General features: G+C 47.0%; 17 protein-coding genes. 3 read left to right on the top strand and 14 right to left on the bottom strand.

Features of this window, described 5'->3' with window-relative positions; genetic code table 11:
* Positions 1-8 precede the first annotated feature (8 nt).
* Positions 9-1208, bottom strand: a complete 1200-nt coding sequence (locus BLS69_RS06640; RefSeq protein WP_091029615.1) for a GTP-binding protein — start codon at positions 1206-1208, stop codon at positions 9-11.
* 221 nt (positions 1209-1429) lie between these two features.
* Here BLS69_RS06640 and BLS69_RS06635 point away from each other — a divergent pair, with 221 nt between their 5' ends.
* Positions 1430-2467, top strand: coding sequence for a permease (locus tag BLS69_RS06635; protein WP_091029612.1), 1038 nt, complete (start codon positions 1430-1432; stop codon positions 2465-2467).
* Positions 2468-2549: 82 nt separating this feature from the next.
* The gene (locus tag BLS69_RS06630) at positions 2550-3533 is read left to right on the top strand and encodes a TIGR03943 family putative permease subunit (protein WP_091029611.1); all 984 of its coding nucleotides are present in this window, start codon (positions 2550-2552) and stop codon (positions 3531-3533) included.
* Between the two features lie 123 nt (positions 3534-3656).
* Here BLS69_RS06630 and BLS69_RS06625 read toward each other — a convergent pair whose 3' ends face one another.
* The 6 genes from BLS69_RS06625 to BLS69_RS06600 all read right to left on the bottom strand — a co-directional run bounded on the left by BLS69_RS06625 (position 3657) and on the right by BLS69_RS06600 (position 10438).
* Positions 3657-4958, bottom strand: coding sequence for a pyrimidine-nucleoside phosphorylase (locus tag BLS69_RS06625; protein WP_036613808.1), 1302 nt, complete (start codon positions 4956-4958; stop codon positions 3657-3659).
* Positions 4959-5199: 241 nt separating this feature from the next.
* A complete protein-coding gene (gene deoD, locus BLS69_RS06620) occupies positions 5200-5907 on the bottom strand; it encodes a purine-nucleoside phosphorylase (RefSeq protein WP_017688193.1) in 708 nt (235 codons plus the stop codon).
* Positions 5908-6005: 98 nt separating this feature from the next.
* On the bottom strand, positions 6006-7184 hold the full coding sequence (gene deoB, locus BLS69_RS06615) for a phosphopentomutase (RefSeq protein ID WP_017688192.1): 1179 nt from the start codon (positions 7182-7184) through the stop codon (positions 6006-6008).
* 29 nt (positions 7185-7213) lie between these two features.
* Positions 7214-8404, bottom strand: a complete 1191-nt coding sequence (locus tag BLS69_RS06610; RefSeq protein WP_091029608.1) for a NupC/NupG family nucleoside CNT transporter — start codon at positions 8402-8404, stop codon at positions 7214-7216.
* Positions 8405-8634: 230 nt separating this feature from the next.
* Positions 8635-9285 (bottom strand): deoxyribose-phosphate aldolase, encoded by a 651-nt coding sequence (deoC, locus tag BLS69_RS06605; RefSeq protein ID WP_076215422.1) that lies wholly within the window; start codon positions 9283-9285, stop codon positions 8635-8637.
* Positions 9286-9499: 214 nt separating this feature from the next.
* Positions 9500-10438 (bottom strand): sugar-binding transcriptional regulator, encoded by a 939-nt coding sequence (locus BLS69_RS06600; RefSeq protein WP_062836066.1) that lies wholly within the window; start codon positions 10436-10438, stop codon positions 9500-9502.
* Between the two features lie 236 nt (positions 10439-10674).
* On the opposite strand from BLS69_RS06600, the gene BLS69_RS06595 reads away from it, so the two are divergent.
* A complete protein-coding gene (locus tag BLS69_RS06595; RefSeq protein WP_091029605.1) occupies positions 10675-11301 on the top strand; it encodes an FMN-dependent NADH-azoreductase in 627 nt (208 codons plus the stop codon).
* 157 nt (positions 11302-11458) lie between these two features.
* Here the strand turns inward: BLS69_RS06595 and BLS69_RS06590 are convergent, their stop codons facing one another.
* The 7 genes from BLS69_RS06590 to BLS69_RS06560 form a co-directional block, all read right to left on the bottom strand.
* Positions 11459-11809 (bottom strand): hypothetical protein, encoded by a 351-nt coding sequence (locus BLS69_RS06590; protein ID WP_036613800.1) that lies wholly within the window; start codon positions 11807-11809, stop codon positions 11459-11461.
* An 85-nt stretch (positions 11810-11894) separates the two neighbouring features.
* Positions 11895-13082: an MFS transporter gene (locus BLS69_RS06585; protein WP_091029602.1), complete on the bottom strand. Its 1188-nt coding sequence runs from the start codon at positions 13080-13082 to the stop codon at positions 11895-11897.
* An 82-nt stretch (positions 13083-13164) separates the two neighbouring features.
* Complete coding sequence (locus BLS69_RS06580; RefSeq protein WP_091029599.1) at positions 13165-14382, bottom strand: M24 family metallopeptidase; 1218 nt, start codon at positions 14380-14382, stop codon at positions 13165-13167.
* Positions 14375-15220, bottom strand: coding sequence for an ABC transporter permease (locus BLS69_RS06575; protein WP_091029596.1), 846 nt, complete (start codon positions 15218-15220; stop codon positions 14375-14377). Before BLS69_RS06575 ends, BLS69_RS06580 begins: the two co-directional genes overlap by 8 nt.
* The gene (locus tag BLS69_RS06570) at positions 15213-16130 is read right to left on the bottom strand and encodes an ABC transporter permease (RefSeq protein ID WP_091029594.1); all 918 of its coding nucleotides are present in this window, start codon (positions 16128-16130) and stop codon (positions 15213-15215) included. Before BLS69_RS06570 ends, BLS69_RS06575 begins: the two co-directional genes overlap by 8 nt.
* Positions 16127-17257 carry an ABC transporter ATP-binding protein gene (locus BLS69_RS06565; protein WP_091029591.1) on the bottom strand — a complete coding sequence of 377 codons (1131 nt, stop codon included), beginning with the start codon at positions 17255-17257 and terminating at the stop codon, positions 16127-16129. Before BLS69_RS06565 ends, BLS69_RS06570 begins: the two co-directional genes overlap by 4 nt.
* 72 nt (positions 17258-17329) lie before the next feature.
* Entirely contained in the window at positions 17330-18466 is a 1137-nt protein-coding gene (locus BLS69_RS06560; RefSeq protein ID WP_091029589.1) for an ABC transporter substrate-binding protein, read from the bottom strand.
* Positions 18467-18522 lie beyond the last annotated feature (56 nt).

Here is an 18522-nt window from a genome sequence, read left to right as displayed (position 1 = left end):
TTCGTTTGTCAACTCCACGCTGGAAAGGGATCTTTCAGTTCACGCCAGTTCATCAACATCTCTTCCTCCGTAAGAAGGGTCTCATCCAATGTACGTTCAATTTCCGCCCGGTCCATATCAATGCCGATAAATACTAATTTGGTTACCCGGTCACCCCACTCATCATCCCAGTCCGGTATGCTTGGCAGCGTGTCGCCAAAATGAAGTTGCCTTTCCTCCTCACTCATCGCACCTACCCATATTCCTGCTGGCGCAAGCTGCTTCGATGTGCCTGCATGACTGAAAGAGATCGCCATATGGTTCCTTGTTGCCAGCCACATCAGACCCTTGGATCGCACAATACTATCTGGATATTTCGCAATCCAACGCAGCAAGCGTTCCGGGTGGAATGGACGTTTACGATGATAGACAAACGAATGAATTCCATATTCTTCAGTCTCAGGAGTATGTTCTTCTTTCATTAATTCGCGGATCCAACCTGCGGACTGGCTAGCTTTTTCAAAATCAAAACGTCCTGTGTTTAATATCTCTCTCGGATCAATCTGCCCATGTGTTGTTCGAATGAGCTTGGCTTCCGGTTGCATGGCATGTAGTGCCTTCTCAAGCTTCGAAAGTTCTTCCTCCGATACCAGATCACATTTGTTCAGAATCAGCACATCACAGAATTCCACCTGATCCGTCAGCAGATGAACGATTCCGCGAACATCGTCCTCTCCCGCTTCCTGTCCACGATCCTTCAGTGTTTCTTTGGAATAAAAATCACGCCAGAACTGGGCAGCATCAACAACCGTAACCATCGTGTCGAGACGGGTGAATTTCGTCAAATCAATGCCGAGTTCCTCGTCGATATACGTAAACGTCTGCGCAACAGGTACCGGCTCACCAATACCCGTAGATTCAATCAGTATGTAGTCAAAAGAACCATCCAGCGCAAGCCGCTCGACTTCTTTCAGCAGATCCTCCCGTAAGGTGCAGCAGATGCAACCATTGGACATCTCTACCAGTTTCTCATCAATACGTGATAATCCTCCACCATCTCGTATTAAACCTGCATCGATGTTAACCTCACTGAGATCATTAACGATAACAGCAACCCGCATCCCCTCGCGGTTATGAAGCACATGATTGAGAAGTGTCGTTTTGCCTGCACCCAAATATCCACTAAGTACGGTTACTGGAACCCTCTGTTGAACCTGTTGATCTGACATTTCTGCTTCCTCCACTCTGTTTAAGTTTTAACTTTAATCGTAATAATTACTATTAAGGATGCAATCCGAACTATACCGCAGTTTTCTCTCGGTTGTCAACTCTAATATGATGAAAAATCTTGATTAATCGTAAAAATGTTGATTAGAACATAGGAATGATGTATGTTGCTGCACGTACAAGCATATATTTTAGCAAAGTCCTAGTTGTGGAGGTCTGTTTCATGAAAATGGCAGCCAATCTGAAGCTCCTGTCTTTCCTGATCCCTTGTGCATTTCTTGTTCCCGTGTTGATCACAATGGCTCCAGACTTGAAGGAAGCATGGAACAGTGAAGCTTTGCAAAATATGAAAACCGTATTCATAGGTATTTTCCTTGAAGCCGCACCTTTTCTGCTCATGGGTGTGTTATTGTCCTCGCTCATGCAGTGGTTCGTATCCGAAGAAATGGTCCGCAAACTCACGCCCAAGAATCCGATCGGTGGGGTGCTGGTTGCAGGGTTGCTCGGTATTATTTTTCCCATTTGTGAATGTGGCATGATCCCGGTAGTGAGAAGGTTGATGCACAAAGGCATGCCAGCCTATATCGCAGTTACGTTCATCTTGAGTGGTCCCGTAGTCAATCCCATCGTATTTACCGCAACTTTGCTCGCCTTTCCCTCCCATCCTGAGATTACCATTGCCCGCATGGGACTGGCCTTTGCTGTAGCTGCTTCCATAGGTATGCTCGTGTATCTGTTCGTTCGTCGAAATCCCCTTCGGATGCCAAAGGTCGCAGGGACAGAGGTCAAGACACATCCTGGGTTTAAAATGGCGCAACAACCTCATGCACATGCAAATGCACATGATCATAACCATGTAAAAAACTGGCGCAGCTTCTTCATTCACGCCGGAGATGAATTTGTCGATATGAGCAAATATCTGGTGATCGGTGCCCTGATTACAGCCTGCATCCAGACATTCATTAGCCGCAGCGATCTGATCTCACTTGGCAATGGTCCTGTTGCCTCCTATTTATTCATGATGGGATTTGCTTATGTATTGTCTCTCTGCTCCACTTCTGATGCTTTTGTGGCTTCTGCGTTCTCACATACGTTTGCACTGGGGCCGCTGGTATCCTTCCTCGTGCTTGGTCCAATGCTGGATTTCAAAAGCACCCTGATGCTGCTCTCGACCTTCCGTACCCGGTTTGTTATTGGTCTAAGTCTAGCCATTATTACGCTTGTCTTCGCTGGCTCATGGTTGATTAATCTGCTGGTATAAAGGTTGAGCAAAATACTTCATGACTTAAATGGTTAATCCTATGAACTTTCATCCTGATGAATAATAGAAATGAGGTGATGATATGAACCACACTATCTATACGATGACCAAACCTCCTGTTCCAAGGTCACACATCATTCAATGGCATAACCTGATCCGTGCGGTCTGGATCGGCGGTCTTGCGGTATACATTATTCATTTGAATTCAAGTGATTCGCTTCATTATTATTTGGCTCCTACCATGCAAAAACTGCTGTTATGCTGCCCTGTTCCCTTATTGTTTATTGCTGTTATCATGGCCTGGCATGGACTGTTCGGTAGAAACGAGGTTCATTGCGACTGTGAGCATCCTCCGCCTTCCGGGTTCCTTCGTAGTTCAATGGTATATGGTCTGATCGCTATACCCTTATTGCTGGGGTTTTTATTACCTGATCGGGCTCTCGGCAGCTCCATGGCCAGTCAGAAAGGCATGTCTCTCACCTATGCTCCTCCCGAGATTCGTCGGAAAGAACCGTTACCTGATCCGGCAACGCAATTGAATGTACAAGATCTTACACAACAACCTACGGCTGTTCAGTCTGCATCGGCCACCAAAGTACAATTCATTCCCCCAGACGAGTATAGCCGCGAATTCGCTGAACTGGCGGAGAAGTTGTATGCAGAACAGGTCATCCGAGTCTATCCCGAGATCTTCTCTGAAACCCTCGGCACGATTGATATGTTCCAGCGACAATTTGCAGGCAAAGATATCTCCTTAACCGGGTTCGTTTATCGGGACAAAAGCATGGATCATGAATCACATTTTGCACTGGGACGATTTCTCGTCATGTGTTGCCCCGCGGATGCCGCTCCCTTTGGCGTGATGATTCACATTCCAGAAGCAGATAGCTTTCCTACAGATAGCTGGGTGCAAATCGATGGCAGCATCGGCTCAGCACAGGTGAATGGTAAGGATACGATTGAAATTCGGGCAACAAAGGTGACACGTGTAGCTGAGCCATCCACGCCTTATATTTATACCAATGCGGACTCAGTGATGGCGTATGAGAAAATAAAGAGCCCGTAGTTGCTCGCAATAACTAACAGCGTACTTTTCAACGACAAAAAGCCCCAAAGCTATGGATTACATCGCTTTGGGGCTTTCATGTTCAGTCAGACATGAGATTACATCTCGTCTGCTCTGATTGTATTATTCCGTTACGATATCATGAACCAATACAGGAGCATCGGCATGATCCGCAATTGTAATGTTTTCTTTGATCTTCGCGATGACGTCTGCTACGTCTTCACGATTGGCATGGATCGTTACGAGGGACTCACCAGCTTTGACTGGGTCACCCACTTTTTTGTTCAGCATCAGACCAACAGCGAGATCGATCTCGGACTCTTTTGTTGCACGGCCTGCGCCGAGCAGCATTGCTGCAGTTCCGATTTCGTCAGCGACGATTCCGGCAACATAGCCGTCTTTGTCTGCTGGGACTTCAACCAGGTATTGTGCTTGTGGCAAACGATCTGGATGATCCACAACCGAAGCGTCTCCGCCTTGGTTTGCCAAGAAATCTTTGAATTTCTCCAGTGCTTTACCGTTCTGGATCACTTCTTTCAATTTCTCCTCAGCGTGCTCCAAGGAATCTGCCTTGCCAGCAAGGAATACCATCTGACGTCCAAGTGCCAGACACAGTTCTTCCAGATCTTTTGGACCTTTACCTTGCAGTGTGAGGATGGCTTCTTTCACTTCAAGCGCGTTACCAATCGCCAGACCCAGTGGTTGAGACATATCGGAGATAACAGCCATCGTTTTACGGCCAACATTGTTACCGATGCTTACCATGGCATGTGCCAATTCTTTAGCATCTTCCGTTGTTTTCATGAATGCACCAGCACCCGTTTTAACATCCAATACGATTGCATCAGCACCTGCTGCAATTTTCTTACTCATGATGGAGCTGGCGATCAGTGGAATGGAGTTAACGGTAGCTGTTACGTCACGCAGTGCATAGAGCTTTTTGTCTGCAGGCGTTAAGTTACCACTTTGTCCGATAACTGCAACCTTATGTTCGTTTACGAGACGAATGAACTCTTCTTTTTCAAGTTCTACGTGGAAACCAGCAACGGATTCCAGTTTGTCTGTTGTACCACCCGTATGACCAAGTCCACGTCCGGACATTTTGGCAACAGGGACATCCAATGCAGCAACGAGTGGAGCGAGTACCAGTGTTGTTGTATCGCCCACACCACCTGTGGAATGCTTGTCTACTTTGATGCCTTCGATAGCGGACAGATCGATCGTTTCACCGGAATTCACCATCGACATCGTCAGATCAGCGCGTTCCTTGTCTGTCATATCTTTGAAGAATACTGCCATCGCCCAAGCGCTGACTTGATAATCCGGGATTTCTCCTTGTGTGTATCCTTGAACAACAAAATCAATCTCAGCCGTTGTCAGTTCTTTTCCGTCGCGTTTCTTGGCAATAATGTCTACCATTCTCATGATGATCTCTCCTTGTGTGTGTATTGATTATATAGAACACTTTGTTGTTAGACCCTTGACCGTTACGGCTCCGGATCGTTCTTTTGATCGCGCTGTTGTCTCCAAGTTTTTTTGATCCATTTGGCAATGGGAAAACTCGGAGACAAAGGCGAACGCTTCGCTTCTTCAGAATCGATTCCGGTTCCTTCACTCCGTGCTTCAAACAAAAGTTTCGATTAAATCAAATGATTATGAATAACAATTACAGTGTGATTGCTGTGTCTAGGGCAACTACCATCATGTCGTTGAACGTTTTTTGGCGCTCTTCGGCAGATGTTTCTTCGCCTGTCAGCAAGTGGTCACTTACCGTCAGGATGGTCAGTGCGTTAACACCGAACTTAGCAGCGATGGTGTACAGTGCTGTTGTTTCCATCTCTACACCAAGTACGCCGTGCTTCATCAACTTCTCGGTTACGGAACGGTCATCACGGTAGAACGAATCGGAGCTGAACACGTTACCAACGTGAATCTTCATACCTTTAGCTGTTGCACGGTCATAGGCTTCTTTCAGCAGGGAGAACGTAGCGATTGGCGAGAAGTCATATCCACCGAATACGTGTTTGTTCATGCTGGAATCTGTACATGCTGCTTGTGCAAGGATGACGTCACGTACACGTACATGCTCCTGCATACCGCCACAAGTACCAACACGAATCAGGTTTTTCACGCCATATTCACTAATCAATTCGTTGGCATAGATGGCGAAAGACGGAATACCCATCCCTGAACCTTGAACCGAAATCCGGTGTCCTTGATATGTACCTGTGTAACCGAGCATTCCACGAACCTCGTTGTAACATACAACATCTTCAAGGTACGTATCTGCAATATACTTCGCGCGCAAAGGGTCTCCTGGCAAAAGGATCGTTTCTGCGATATCTCCGGGTTTTGCTCCAATATGTGTACTCATGAATGAATCTCCTCCAGTTATACATTTAGTCTATTATGATGGTAGTTACCGGAGCAGCCGTAGCTACTCCGACATCCCCTATCCCGTTTTAAAAAAAACTATTTCAAATCCTTCAGGAAGCTCGTGCCGTATTCCGGCATTTTCACTCCAAAGTTCTCGGCTACGGTTGCACCAAGGTCAGCAAAAGTGCTGCGCAGATCAAGCTTTTTGCCCTCGCTGAAGCGCGGAGAGTAGGCAAGCAGTGGTACATATTCACGTGTATGGTCCGTACCGCGGTATGTTGGATCGTTACCATGGTCAGCTGTGATCAGCAGCAGATCATCATTGGTCATTTTGGCAAAAATCTCTGGCAGCCGTGCATCATAGTCTTCAAGTGCCTGAGCATAACCTTGTGGATCACGACGGTGACCGTACAGGGCATCAAAATCAACCAGGTTCAGGAAGCTGAGTCCAGTGAACTCTTCATCCATCGTTTCGGACAACTTGTCCATACCATCCATGTTGGAGACGGTACGAACAGCCTTGGTCACACCTTCTCCATCATAGATATCTGCGATTTTACCCAAGGCAATCACATCAAATCCGCCATCTTGCAGTTCATTCATAACCGTACGACCAAAAGGTTTGAGTGCATAGTCATGACGATTCGCAGTACGTTTCCAGTTACCCGCTTCACCTACAAATGGACGTGCAATAATGCGGCCGAGCATGTACGGATCTTCTAGTGTAATTTCACGGCAGAACTCACAGATTTCATACAGTTCCTTCAATGGGACAACGTCCTCATGTGCTGCAATTTGTAGAACAGAATCCGCGGATGTGTACACGATGAGCGCGCCTGTTTCAACATGCTCTGCACCCAGCTCATCCAGAATTTCCGTGCCGCTGGCCGGTTTGTTACCAATTACTTTGCGGCCCGTTTTCTCTTCAATGCGCTGAATCAACTCATCGGGAAAACCATTCTCGAACACACGGAAAGGTGTATCAATGTAAAGACCCATCAGCTCCCAGTGACCTGTCATTGTGTCTTTGCCTCTGGATGCTTCCTGCATCTTGGTGTAATACGCTTTAGGTGCATCCGCTACAGGGACACCCTCGATTTCTTTGATGTTGGACAGTCCGAGACTGGCCATGTGAGGCATTTTCAGACCTCCGCGTTCACGTGCAATGTGACCGAAGGTATCTACATCAAAATCATCAAATTCTGCTGCATCCGGCGCTTCGCCGATCCCTACAGAATCCATAACGATCAGATGTACTCTTTTGAATGTTGACATAACCTAAGCACTCCTTCCAATAATCCGGTTTACAAGAACAGTCCGGCGATGATCGCTGACAATACACTGACAAGCGATGCACCGTAAAGCAGTTTCAGACCGAAGCGGGCTACCACATTACCTTGTTTCTCATGAAGTCCCTTCACCGCACCGGCAATGATACCGATGGAAGAGAAGTTAGCGAACGATACGAGGAAGACGGATACGATCCCTGTTGTTCTGGCAGACAATAAGGTCTCCTTCGCTAGAGCAAGCATGGCAACAAATTCGTTGGATACCATTTTGGTTGCCATAATACTTCCCGCCTGAATCGCTTCCTTCCAAGGAACACCCATAATAAAGGCTAATGGTGCAAACACATAACCAAGCAGCTCTTGGAACGAAATGCCAAGCACCGCGCTGAAAATTCCGTTAACAAGTGCAATCAAGGCAACAAAACCGATTAACATCGCAGCCACGATGATGGCAACTTTGAATCCATCAAGAATGTATTCGCCGAGCATTTCGAAGAAGGACTGTTTCTCCTCTTCCTGTACTTCCAATATATCTTCTTCCTCTTTAACCTCATAAGGATTCACAATGGAAGCAATGATAAAACCGCCAAACAGGTTCAGCACAAGTGCCGTAACCACATATTTCGGATCAATCATGGACATATAGGCACCGACAATCGACATCGATACCGTGGACATCGCCGAAGCACACAAGGTGTACAGCCGATGTTTTGGCAACAACCCAATTTGTTTTTTCACAGAAATGAACACTTCAGATTGCCCCAATACAGCCGAAGCAACCGCGTTATATGATTCCAGTTTGCCCATTCCGTTGATTTTGCTTAATACCAGACCAATATATTTTATAACAAAAGGTAAGATTCGGATATACTGCAATATCCCAATGAGTGCAGAGATGACAACAATCGGCATCAATACGCTGAGGAAAAACGGTGTCCCTACGGTATCTGCACCTACGGTGGTCAAATCGCCAAATACAAACGCAATTCCTTCATTCGCATAATCAAGCAAACTTTTAAATACGGACGCGAAGCCACCAATCAACCATGTCCCAACCCCTGTATTCAGCAAGGCATACGCCAGGATCACCTGTAAAACAACCATAACGACCAGTGGTCGGTAACGAATCTTCTTTTTACCGTTGCTTGCGATATAAGCCAGTCCAAAAACAACGAGTAAACCAAGAAGGGCAATTAGAAATTTCATTTGATCTCTCCTTTGAAGGTAGTTAAGCCGGATGTGGAAATTCAGCTCAAAGGGTTCTTAAGCATTCTTATCAGTAATCTTTCAGAAAACTTATGAAGCGCTTACAATAAGTCCCGTTAATTAAAATATAAGTGTAAATTGTATTCCCTGTACCTGAGTCGAACGCCCAAGTACAGAGAATATAACATTACTTTTATTTATTAAGCTTTTTCTTGATAAGAGGCTTTTGTTTAATAAGAAGATGTAGACTGACCACCCTGCATAATCTTCACGCCAGAACTTGCACCGATCCGAGTTGCACCCGCTTCGATCATTTTTTGCATATCTTCCAGGCTACGTACGCCACCGGAAGCTTTAACGCCAACATCAGGACCTACAGTACGACGCATCAAAGCGATATCTTCTGGCGTTGCCCCACCTGTGGAGAAACCTGTAGAAGTCTTAACAAAATCAGCTCCAGCTCGCACAGCTGCCTGACAAGCACGTACTTTCTCTTCATCCGTCAACAGACAAGTTTCAATAATAACTTTCACCAAAGCTTTACCCGCAGCCGCTTCAACAACAGCACGAATATCTTGTTCAACGAAATCATCTTTGCCATCTTTCAAAGCACTGATGTTGATGACCATATCGACTTCAGTTGCACCTTTAGCAATCGCATCTTTCGTTTCGAAAGCTTTTGTCTCCGATGTAGATGCTCCCAGAGGGAAACCAATAACGGTGCAGATATCTACGCCAGAACCCTGCAACTGCTCAGCAGCATAAGCAACCCAGCCTGGGTTAACACATACGGAAGCAAACTGATATTGCTTTGCTTCTTCGGTTAACTTGGCCATTTCACTTTGCGTTGCGTCCGCACGAAGCAACGTATGGTCGATCATTTTAGCTAATTGTGGTGTAGTCAATTGAATCTCTCCCTTATCTGAACTAGTTATTTTCTATACACTTACACTAACATGAACATATGTAAAAAGCAACTTGAACTTTTGTTCACGATTCAACTTACAGTTCTTGCTTCGTTCTATTTTCTGCCTAACAAAGCAAAACATCCGCCCTTTTTGCGTGGCAGATGTTGTCATCCATATCCATTTGAAATTAGAATCGCAGTAATGCCTGTGCTGTGTACTGATCCGTAACCAGAATATTGGCATAATGACCTTTAAGCGCGGCGTGAATGGCTTCAATTTTGCGTTGTCCCCCGGCAACAAGAATTGATTTTTCCTTATTTCTCAACTCGGCTAGATCAATTCCAACGGTTCTGCTGTTAATCTCTTCACTGATCAACTGACCTTCCGCGTCGAAAAAGCGTGAACAAATGTCACCTGCACCGGAGTTCATCAGCAATTGTTGCTCTTCTTCATTGAAGTAACCGAGCCTGAACAGTAACGCATCTTCCTTCACAGTACCCACGGTAAACAAAGCAATGTTGGCCTGTCTGCCAAGCTCTACGATTCTGCCAATATGCCGATCGGCTTCCACCATGTTCTTTACTTCAATGTTGTCGAAAATAACGGGCAGTGGCAAATACCTTGGTACCGTATGGAATGCCTCAGCGAACAAATGAACAATCTCAGCTGCATACGTATTGACATGGGAGTGGCTTACGCCCCCCTTCAATTGCACGACTTCGACACCTTTAACCTGCTTGGGACGAAGTTGGCGTGCTACAGCATGCATGGTTGTTCCCCAAGTTACCCCGATGATATCCGCATCCTGAACCGTCTCTTGAAGGTAGTCTGCTGCTCGTTTGCTGATATGCTTCTGTATTTCCTCATCACTCTTCAGTGGGGCAAAACACACAAGTGCCGTATCCAGATCATATTTCGACTTGAGTTCTCCGGCAATGATATCGATATCCTCCAGCGGGTCCATAATTTCAATCCGGACGTATCCGCGATCTTTGGCGTACTGAAGTAACCTTGATACGGTTGGACGCGACACGCCCAACCTTGCGGCGATATCCTGCTGGCTATAATCGGACTGATAATACAATTTCGCTGCTTCAATGCTTAATCGTTGCTTCTCCAGGTCCATTCCCATGTGCGCTCATCTCACTCATCCTATTGTCTTTGGAAAATAAATACTCGTCCTGTATATTATACATGGATTGAGTATCTGGTCACTACATAGCATCCAATTCAGTATCATGATCAATCCATTCATATCCCTTTCTGACGTATAAAACGGGGGAAATGATGCATACTACTGCGGTCGCTTCATCATTGCCAAGAATGCTTCACCCCATTAATCGCACAGAGAGGAAGAATTGTATGTCTACCTTATTGTATATTACTGCCCATCCTCATGATCATGAAACCTCCTTCAGCATGGCTACGGGCAAAGCATTTATTGATGCTTATCATGAAAGTCACCCTTCTGATGAGGTTGTTCACCTCGATCTGTATCGTTCGGATATTCCGCATATCGACGCGGATGTCTTCAGTGGTTGGGGCAAACTGCAATCGGGTAGTGACCTGACTGCCGAAGAACAGACCAAAGTTAGCCGTTTGAATGAACTGTCGGATCAATTTGCCTCAGCAGATAAATATGTTTTTGTAACCCCGATGTGGAACTTCTCGTTCCCTCCAATTCTGAAGGCTTATGTCGACTCGATCTGCGTAGCTGGCAAAACATTTCGTTATACCGAACAAGGTCCTGTTGGACTGTTGTCCGACAAAAAAGCATTGCATATTCAGGCTCGCGGTGGCATTTATTCCGAAGGCCCAGCGGCTCAGATGGAATCCGGTCATCGTTATCTGAGTATTATCATGTCTTTCCTTGGCGTGCCGAAGCTTGATGGCATTTTTGTAGAGGGGCATAATCAGTATAAAGATCGTGCGGATGAAATCAAGCAACAGGCTATAGAGCAAGCACGCACTTTCGCAAAACAGTTTTAAGAGAGGTAGTTCAAAAAGTCCGCTTTTGATTACGAATGATGCCTAGTGGCATCATTAGCAGTGTAGTAAACGATTAGAGAAAAAATAAAACCCGCGTGCGACCTTGGGGATAATCCCAGGAAACACGCGGGTTTTCAATGTATAGTCAACCTAGAGCTTATTGATGTCCAGCGCTGGCACGGCTCATGGTTTCAAGTTTACGTGTGATCGCATGACGGTCTACTTTTAATCCCCAGATCATTTCAATAATCTGCTCTTTCTCCTCAGGACTGTCGGCATGCTTCAGTTGCATTAACAGATCATGCATCTGTTCATTAATGCCTTCAAATTGAATCCATAAATCCTGTCTTACCTCTTTAGAATCCAGATGATGATTCGCATCGACTTCTTCCTTCAATGCTTGCAGAATAGCATCTTTCCATTCGTCATCACCTAGCTGTTTCGCAATGTTCAGGAGATCCAGATAATCGTCAACAAGAAGTGAGTTCAATTCAGCATGTGTTTTCATCGTTTATTGCATCCCCTTTTCGTCTATTTACCAAGTATTATACTCGGTATTTCAGGATATGCAATAGCTGTCGGAAAAAGTTGATTTATGTAACCTGTCCCTTCAACCTGTGAACAAGCAAATTACACAAGACAAAACCGATCAAAACATACACACCGATCATCCCCACAATGCCTATCCATCCAAGATGACTGTAAAGCAGTCCACCTCCTGTTCCACTTACGCTTGAACCAAGATAGTAGAAAAATAAATACAACGCATTGGCCTGGGATTTGTGCTGATTGGCCACGAGTCCAACCCAGCTGCTTGCGATGGAATGACCGCCAAAGAAACCGAAGGCAAACAGGGCGAGTCCGATAATTTTGACCCAAAGCGCTGGATGAACGGTACAGACTGCACCCGCCAGAATAATTCCCAGCGCGATTCCAAGCACATGTGACCTGCCGTACCGATCTGCCAGCCTGCCCATCCAGGTACTGCTGACTGTGCCCATCAGATATACCACAAAAAGACTTCCAACGATAGACTGGCTCAGATGATAGGGTTCACCCGTTAATTCAAAACCGATATAGTTGAACAGGGTCACGAATCCCCCCATCAGGAGAAAACCGAGTCCATACAGGCATAACAGCCTTGGATTGCGACATTGTGACCACAAAAAAGGTATTGGATTTTTGAATCCGGGTGCAGCTTTGACAAAATGACGGGATGGCGGGATGACAAGCCAAAAAATAACGGCTGCACACAGTCCAAGAATACCAATGAAACCCACTGCAGCGCGCCAACTGAACCAGTCTGTCACCACACCGCTGATGAAACGGCCGGCCATGCCACCTATCGAATTGCCACTGATATATAGGCCCATGGCATAACCAAGACTTCTAGGTTCAATTTCTTCTGACAGATATGTCATGGCTATCGCTGGCAACCCCGCGAGTGCCACCCCCTGAAGAATACGAAGCAGAAGAAGCTCCGTATATCCCAAGCTGAATGCGCTCAGTAAAGCAATAACAGAAGATATCACCAGTGCCGCTGTCATAATAAAGCGTCGGCCCACAGAATCAGACAAGGACCCGATGAACAGCATCGTCAGTGCCATGGCGATCGTTGTTACCGATAGCGTGAGACTGGCGTGTGCCGGCGTAATGGAGAATGCGTCGCTAATCTCAGGCATCAGGGGCTGGAGGCTGTAGAGCAAAGCAAAAGTGACAAAACCTCCGGCGAACAGTGCAAGGCTAATGTTACGAAACGTCTTAGTTCCCTGCTGAATCATGGATGTTCCAACTTTCTCAGTAAGAAAGCTTCTTGGATCGACTGTGGTCTGATCGCCGGTCAGTGAAGCCTTCCATTTATCGTTATTTAGTGAACAGTTTCCGCTCCATATGGGTTAGAAACTCATAACCATCTGGCGTTACAACAATTGTATCTTCGATTTGGAATCCACCAGCACCTAGCTCGTAATATGGTACCTCAACACATAACACCATACCGGGCTCCAGTATCCGCTGGTCCCCCGGGGAAAGGGTCATATCGTCGTACAGTTCCAACCCGATGGCATGTCCGACATGCTGACGTCGGTAATGCGGAATCCCCTCACGCTGTACGCGAGATACTGCCGCATGGAATACTTCCGACGCCCTGACGCCAGGGCGCACCGTTTCAAGTGCCGTCTCCCATCCACTTTTGACCGCAGCAAAATGCTTTATCATCCAGGCGGTAGGCTCCCCTGCAACAACCGTGCGGCCCGTATCTCCCCAGTAACCTTCCAGCTGTAGGCAAAGATCGAAACGGATCTGATCTCCGGTCTCAATCGTATGAAAATAATTTTCAATGAGTGGCAACGCACTGCGTGGCCCTGCCCCTACCGCTGTCATTGCTGGAGTTCCACCTGCTCGCATCACAGCCAGACGATAATGATCGGCAAGTTGCTTCTCATGAATACCTGCGGCAATCAGGTCAATTAGTTCCTGCTCAATCCGTTCATTTAATTGGGCAGCCTGACGAAGTTGTTCGATTTCAAAAGGTGTCTTGACCAGGCGGATTTCTCGGAACAACTTATATGCAGGAATTACCGGTCTGTCAGGAACCTCCTCCTTGATTCTCGTCAGAATATCGGGAGCGATCCGCATCTCATCGATTCCAATCGGCTGATCTTCGATCTCAAGCTGTTTTAACGCTGCCTTGAGTGCTTCAACAGGACCTGGATGAATAACCGTCGTTTGCAGGAGAGAATAAAAGAGATCAATGTCGTCAGTGGAAGGTTTGCCTTCAATTGAACCTTCCACGAAGAAATCACTGTAGGCAAATATATCTACCCCCGTAATACCGAACTGGGCCACAACGCCCAACCGATTCGTTGGAATGATGATACACGGCTTAGCAGATCTGTCGGCAGGCAGAACCGCATAAATCTGCATGGTCCAGTTGCTTGCACGCAGCTGGGACCCGATGACATAGTGAATGTTCTCCGGAGTAGTTGCGATCAGGGCGCTTAGCACCTTAGTTTTCATCACTTCTTCCGCCCGGTCCCGGTTCAGACCTGAGCTATGGGATAGATGCTGTGAATTATTCATTTTGATCCAGACCTCCTTTTATTTTCCTGCGAACGAACAAACTCTCAAGTCCTGGTACAGAGCGCAGCACTAGTTTAATCGTCATAAACAGAGCCAGCGCAAACGCGATCAATACAACAGACACCACGGCTATCGTTGGGTCCTGCCATTTCTCCATATACAGGAATAGCTGTATTGGCAGCGTGTAGCTGTCCTGACGGAGCAACAGCAGTGCAGCCTCAACCTGATCGAAAGTGAAGACAAAAGCGATTGACCCTGACAGAAGCAGGGATAGTCGGAGCTGTGGCAGCGTAATTGTGAAAAAAATGCGCATCGGCCCTGCGCCAAGGTCCGCGGCAGCTTCCCGATGAGCCGGGTGCAGATTGGCTAACGCACTGCCCACAAGAGTGAGCACAAATGGCAGCACAATGACCGCTTCACCCAAAATAAGTGCAAACAGTCCGCCTGCAATATGCATTTTCGAGAATAAAATCAGGTATGCGATACCCAGCGTAATTTTCGGCATAACCATCGGAGATACAAAAAATGCCCTTAAGATACCAGAGCCCGGGAAAGGGTATTGCACGATTGCTAGCGCAGCAAGCGTACCTATAATCAAAGCCAGCAGAACCGCCCCTGTAGAAGCAATGAGGCTGTTCTTGAATGCATCGAGAAACTGGGTCTGCTCACTCAGATTGGCATACCACTTCAAGGTCAGACCTTCTGGCGGGAATTTGCTGGCTGAACCTGAGCCTACAGATGTCAACATAATCATCAGCAGTGGCAGCAGCAAATAAATCGCTACGGCACCCACAAAGATATAGAGCAACAGCTTGGTGCCCCTGTTCGATTTAACCATAAGCCTGACCTCCCTTACGGGAACGACGGAACATCAACGTTTCTGCTCCTTTATTCACAAGCAACGAGACAACAATGGAAGACACAAGTAAAAACAGGCTGGCAACCGCAGCCATCGGCCAGTTGGTGTCCAAGGTTCGCTGATATATAAACACCGGAAGTGTCATGACTCTTCCCCCACCGATCAGTTGAGGTGTGGTGAATGCGGTGAGGCATAACGTGAACACAATCTGTACTCCGCTTACAAAACCTCTTGCCGATAAAGGCAGGGTAATGGTCAGGAATGTTCTCCAGCTGCCCGCCCCCAGATCCTGAGCAGCTGCCTTTAAGGAAGCGTCACTTTGGGACAGTACATTCAGGATCGGGAAGACCATAAATGGCAAGAAAATATGGACAAGGGCCACAACAACACCTGTCTCGTTGTATATCATGCTGAATCCTTCCTCGGTAAGCCCCAACCGGATGAACAACCAGTTCATGAAACCCTGTTTGGACAGCAACAGCTGCCATCCGTAAGAACGCACAACTGCACTGACCAGTAGCGGAAGAAACGTAAGCAGCAACAACAATTGCTTCATGCCAGGCTTCTTTAGACCCGCAATGCAATAGGCCAGCGGATATGCAAGAAGAAGACTCCATAACGTAACCTTGAAGGCAATGCGAAACGTTGTGCCAATCAGCTTCCAATAATAAGGGTCAGCCAGAAAAGCACGATAAGCTCCTAAATCCCAACCCCGAATAAGCTTTCCATTCTCATACATATCAAAGCTATATCTGCCAAAGATCATCAACCCGCCCAGATACACGATGCCCATCAGAGCAAGCGCAGGCAACAGAAGCAGTAACCGGGTTACCCATGTGCGGTTTCCAAAGGAATACAGATTCACGATCCGTTCCGCGATCCGGTTCATATTCTTGCCCCCTGTACACGGTCATCAATGGGTTCGGATAACAAGAGCGCGTCCTCTGGGTCAAAGCCGATTTGTATTGGCTCACCTGGACTGTAACGTGAAGCTCCCCGCTGATGCAGCATACTGGCCTGAACTAGAAAACCCTCAGCAATCTGCACACTGTATCGAATATTTGCTCCGCCATACACCGCTTCAATCACATGTCCATCCAGCTTGTTCAGGCAGTGAGTTGCATCTTCTCCAAGTCGTATATACTCATTACGGATCGATAAGGAATGTCGTGCTCCCGCTTTCGGTACAGCATTTCCATCACTGACTTTCACCAGTAATGGCTTGCCGAAGCATTCCACCCGAATTCCATTCACATCATGTCCCAACACTTCCGTCTCAAAGAGATTGGTATCTCCAATAAACTTGGCTACGAAGCTATCAGCCGGTCTTTCATAGATTTCATCAGGGGTTGCATATTGCAGCAGCTTTCCGGCGCGCATGACGCCAATTCGGTCAGACATATTCATGGCTTCGCTCTGATCATGCGTTACAAAGATAAACGTTCCGCCGAACTCACGCTGTATCCGTTTCAGTTCACGCTGCATATCGAGACGCAGCTGCATGTCCAATGCAGAGAGAGGTTCGTCAAGCAGCAGCACTTCAGGTCTGTTAATCAGTGCGCGAGCAATGGCGACGCGTTGGGCCTGCCCCCCGGACAGCTCAGATACCGCACGCCTGCCATAGTCTCCGAGCTGGACCAGATCAAGCATTTCACCTACCTGTCGTTGGATATCGGCTTTTGGTAACTTCCTCACCTTTAGTCCATAGGCAATGTTGTTGAATACATCCATATGAGGGAACAACGCAAGCTGCTGAAAAATCATGTTGCTGTTGCGTCCATAGGCCGGGATGCCGGTAACATCCCGGCCTCCCAGCATAATGGTGCCCTGATCCGGCTGCTCAAGTCCGCCAAGCATGCGCAGCAGTGTGGTTTTGCCACAGCCACTCGGACCAAGTAAGGAAACGAATTCACCCTTTTTCACTTGGAGTGTTACTTGATCAACGGCGGCTCGCTTACCATAAGTCTTCGTGACTTCCCTTGTTTCAATGGATATGGTCTCTTGTCCGCTGCTCATCTCTGATTCCCTCCCATCCATTCCAGGTTCATAACAGAACCCGGAATCGTTGTGTGCCTGGCAACAATCCTTTTATTGAAGCTTTATTTTCACGAGTCGATCCCATAGTTCTTTCCAGGAAGAACTGTTCTGTGCAAGCACATCCCAGTCCGGATTAATGCCGTTACTTTGCGTTTCGACGGAGAATGAAGGATCATCCTTGTACTTGTCCGGAACTGCAGCTGTCGTACTGGTTACTGGTGTACCCGTTGCTTCTGCGTATTGTGACAGCGCCTCTGCGCTCAACAATTCGTTAATAATTTCGTTTGCAACACGTGTCTGCTCTGGTGTTGAGCCTTTCACTACCTGAAGTGTATACGGGAAAGAGATGGCACCTTCACTCGGATATGCTACGGCGAGTGGAGAACCGCCATCAATCCATGTCTGTGCAACCTGTGCACTGAATGGGGCAATGAGAGCATCACCTGACTCCAGCAGTGCCTTCAGCTGATCATTGGATGAAACCAATGTGCCAATCTGGTCACTGCGATCTGCCCAGAACTGGAAGGCTGGCTCGGGATTATCATAGGATGCGCCAATCTCCTGACCTTTGGTAGCAATCAGTGGAGAGATATAGGAATAGAACATGTAGTCCCAAAGCGCAGTTTTTCCTTTGAACTCCTCGTTATCCCATAGATCGTTCCAGCTGGTAGGCGGCGTTTTCACCAGGTCTTTGTTATACACCAGGGCAAAGCTCGAAACGCCCCAGACCACACCTTTATTATCAGGCTTGTGGAAGGATTCCGGGATATCCTTGATATTGGTCACGATACTTGTATCCAGCGGCTCCCACATGTCATCATTCAATCCTTTTGCCGTCGCATCTGCATTGAAGTAACCGAAGTTAACCACCGGATTGTTTGCATCAGCCTGCTTGCCTGCGACCATTTTTGGGTACATTACCGAATTGGAGGATTCCTCAAAGGTGACTTCAACGTTGGGATGTTCTTTCACATACTCGGCAACCACTTCTTTGGGTACAACATCCTGATTGGAGCCAGCCCAGATAAACATCGTCAGCTTAACTTTGTCTCCGCTTGCTCCTGAAGAGTCGCTCTCTCCGGCAGTATTACTTGAGCTGCCTGCTCCACCGCAGGCCGAAAGCACCAATGTACCGGCCAGTGTCAGAGAGGCGAGGCTGAGAAAGCGTTTTTTATTGGATTTGAACATGCAAATTCCCCCATCCATGTAGTTGGTTTTACCGATATGACAGAACTAGATAGTCT

Source organism: Paenibacillus sp. CF095, assembly GCF_900101225.1.
Classification (GTDB): Bacteria; Bacillota; Bacilli; order Paenibacillales; family Paenibacillaceae; genus Paenibacillus.
The sequence above is the reverse complement of the archived record's forward strand: the minus strand, read 5'-3'. Positions and strand labels throughout refer to the sequence as shown.

Excerpts from the sequence above, each read along its gene's own strand:
- BLS69_RS06575 (WP_091029596.1), bottom strand. The coding sequence starts at position 15,220 with ATGGTTAAATCGAACAGGGGCACCAAGCTGTTGCTCTATATCTTTGTG.
- deoD (WP_017688193.1), bottom strand. The coding sequence starts at position 5,907 with ATGAGTACACATATTGGAGCAAAACCCGGAGATATCGCAGAAACGATC.
- BLS69_RS06640 (WP_091029615.1), bottom strand. The coding sequence starts at position 1,208 with ATGTCAGATCAACAGGTTCAACAGAGGGTTCCAGTAACCGTACTTAGT.
- BLS69_RS06590 (WP_036613800.1), bottom strand. The coding sequence starts at position 11,809 with ATGAAAACACATGCTGAATTGAACTCACTTCTTGTTGACGATTATCTG.
- BLS69_RS06610 (WP_091029608.1), bottom strand. The coding sequence starts at position 8,404 with ATGAAATTTCTAATTGCCCTTCTTGGTTTACTCGTTGTTTTTGGACTG.
- BLS69_RS06580 (WP_091029599.1), bottom strand. The coding sequence starts at position 14,382 with ATGAATAATTCACAGCATCTATCCCATAGCTCAGGTCTGAACCGGGAC.
- deoC (WP_076215422.1), bottom strand. The coding sequence starts at position 9,285 with ATGATCGACCATACGTTGCTTCGTGCGGACGCAACGCAAAGTGAAATG.
- BLS69_RS06585 (WP_091029602.1), bottom strand. The coding sequence starts at position 13,082 with ATGATTCAGCAGGGAACTAAGACGTTTCGTAACATTAGCCTTGCACTG.
- BLS69_RS06565 (WP_091029591.1), bottom strand. The coding sequence starts at position 17,257 with ATGAGCAGCGGACAAGAGACCATATCCATTGAAACAAGGGAAGTCACG.
- BLS69_RS06630 (WP_091029611.1), top strand. The coding sequence starts at position 2,550 with ATGAACCACACTATCTATACGATGACCAAACCTCCTGTTCCAAGGTCA.
- deoB (WP_017688192.1), bottom strand. The coding sequence starts at position 7,184 with ATGTCAACATTCAAAAGAGTACATCTGATCGTTATGGATTCTGTAGGG.
- BLS69_RS06600 (WP_062836066.1), bottom strand. The coding sequence starts at position 10,438 with ATGGACCTGGAGAAGCAACGATTAAGCATTGAAGCAGCGAAATTGTAT.
- BLS69_RS06635 (WP_091029612.1), top strand. The coding sequence starts at position 1,430 with ATGAAAATGGCAGCCAATCTGAAGCTCCTGTCTTTCCTGATCCCTTGT.
- BLS69_RS06595 (WP_091029605.1), top strand. The coding sequence starts at position 10,675 with ATGTCTACCTTATTGTATATTACTGCCCATCCTCATGATCATGAAACC.
- BLS69_RS06625 (WP_036613808.1), bottom strand. The coding sequence starts at position 4,958 with ATGAGAATGGTAGACATTATTGCCAAGAAACGCGACGGAAAAGAACTG.
- BLS69_RS06560 (WP_091029589.1), bottom strand. The coding sequence starts at position 18,466 with ATGTTCAAATCCAATAAAAAACGCTTTCTCAGCCTCGCCTCTCTGACA.
- BLS69_RS06570 (WP_091029594.1), bottom strand. The coding sequence starts at position 16,130 with ATGAACCGGATCGCGGAACGGATCGTGAATCTGTATTCCTTTGGAAAC.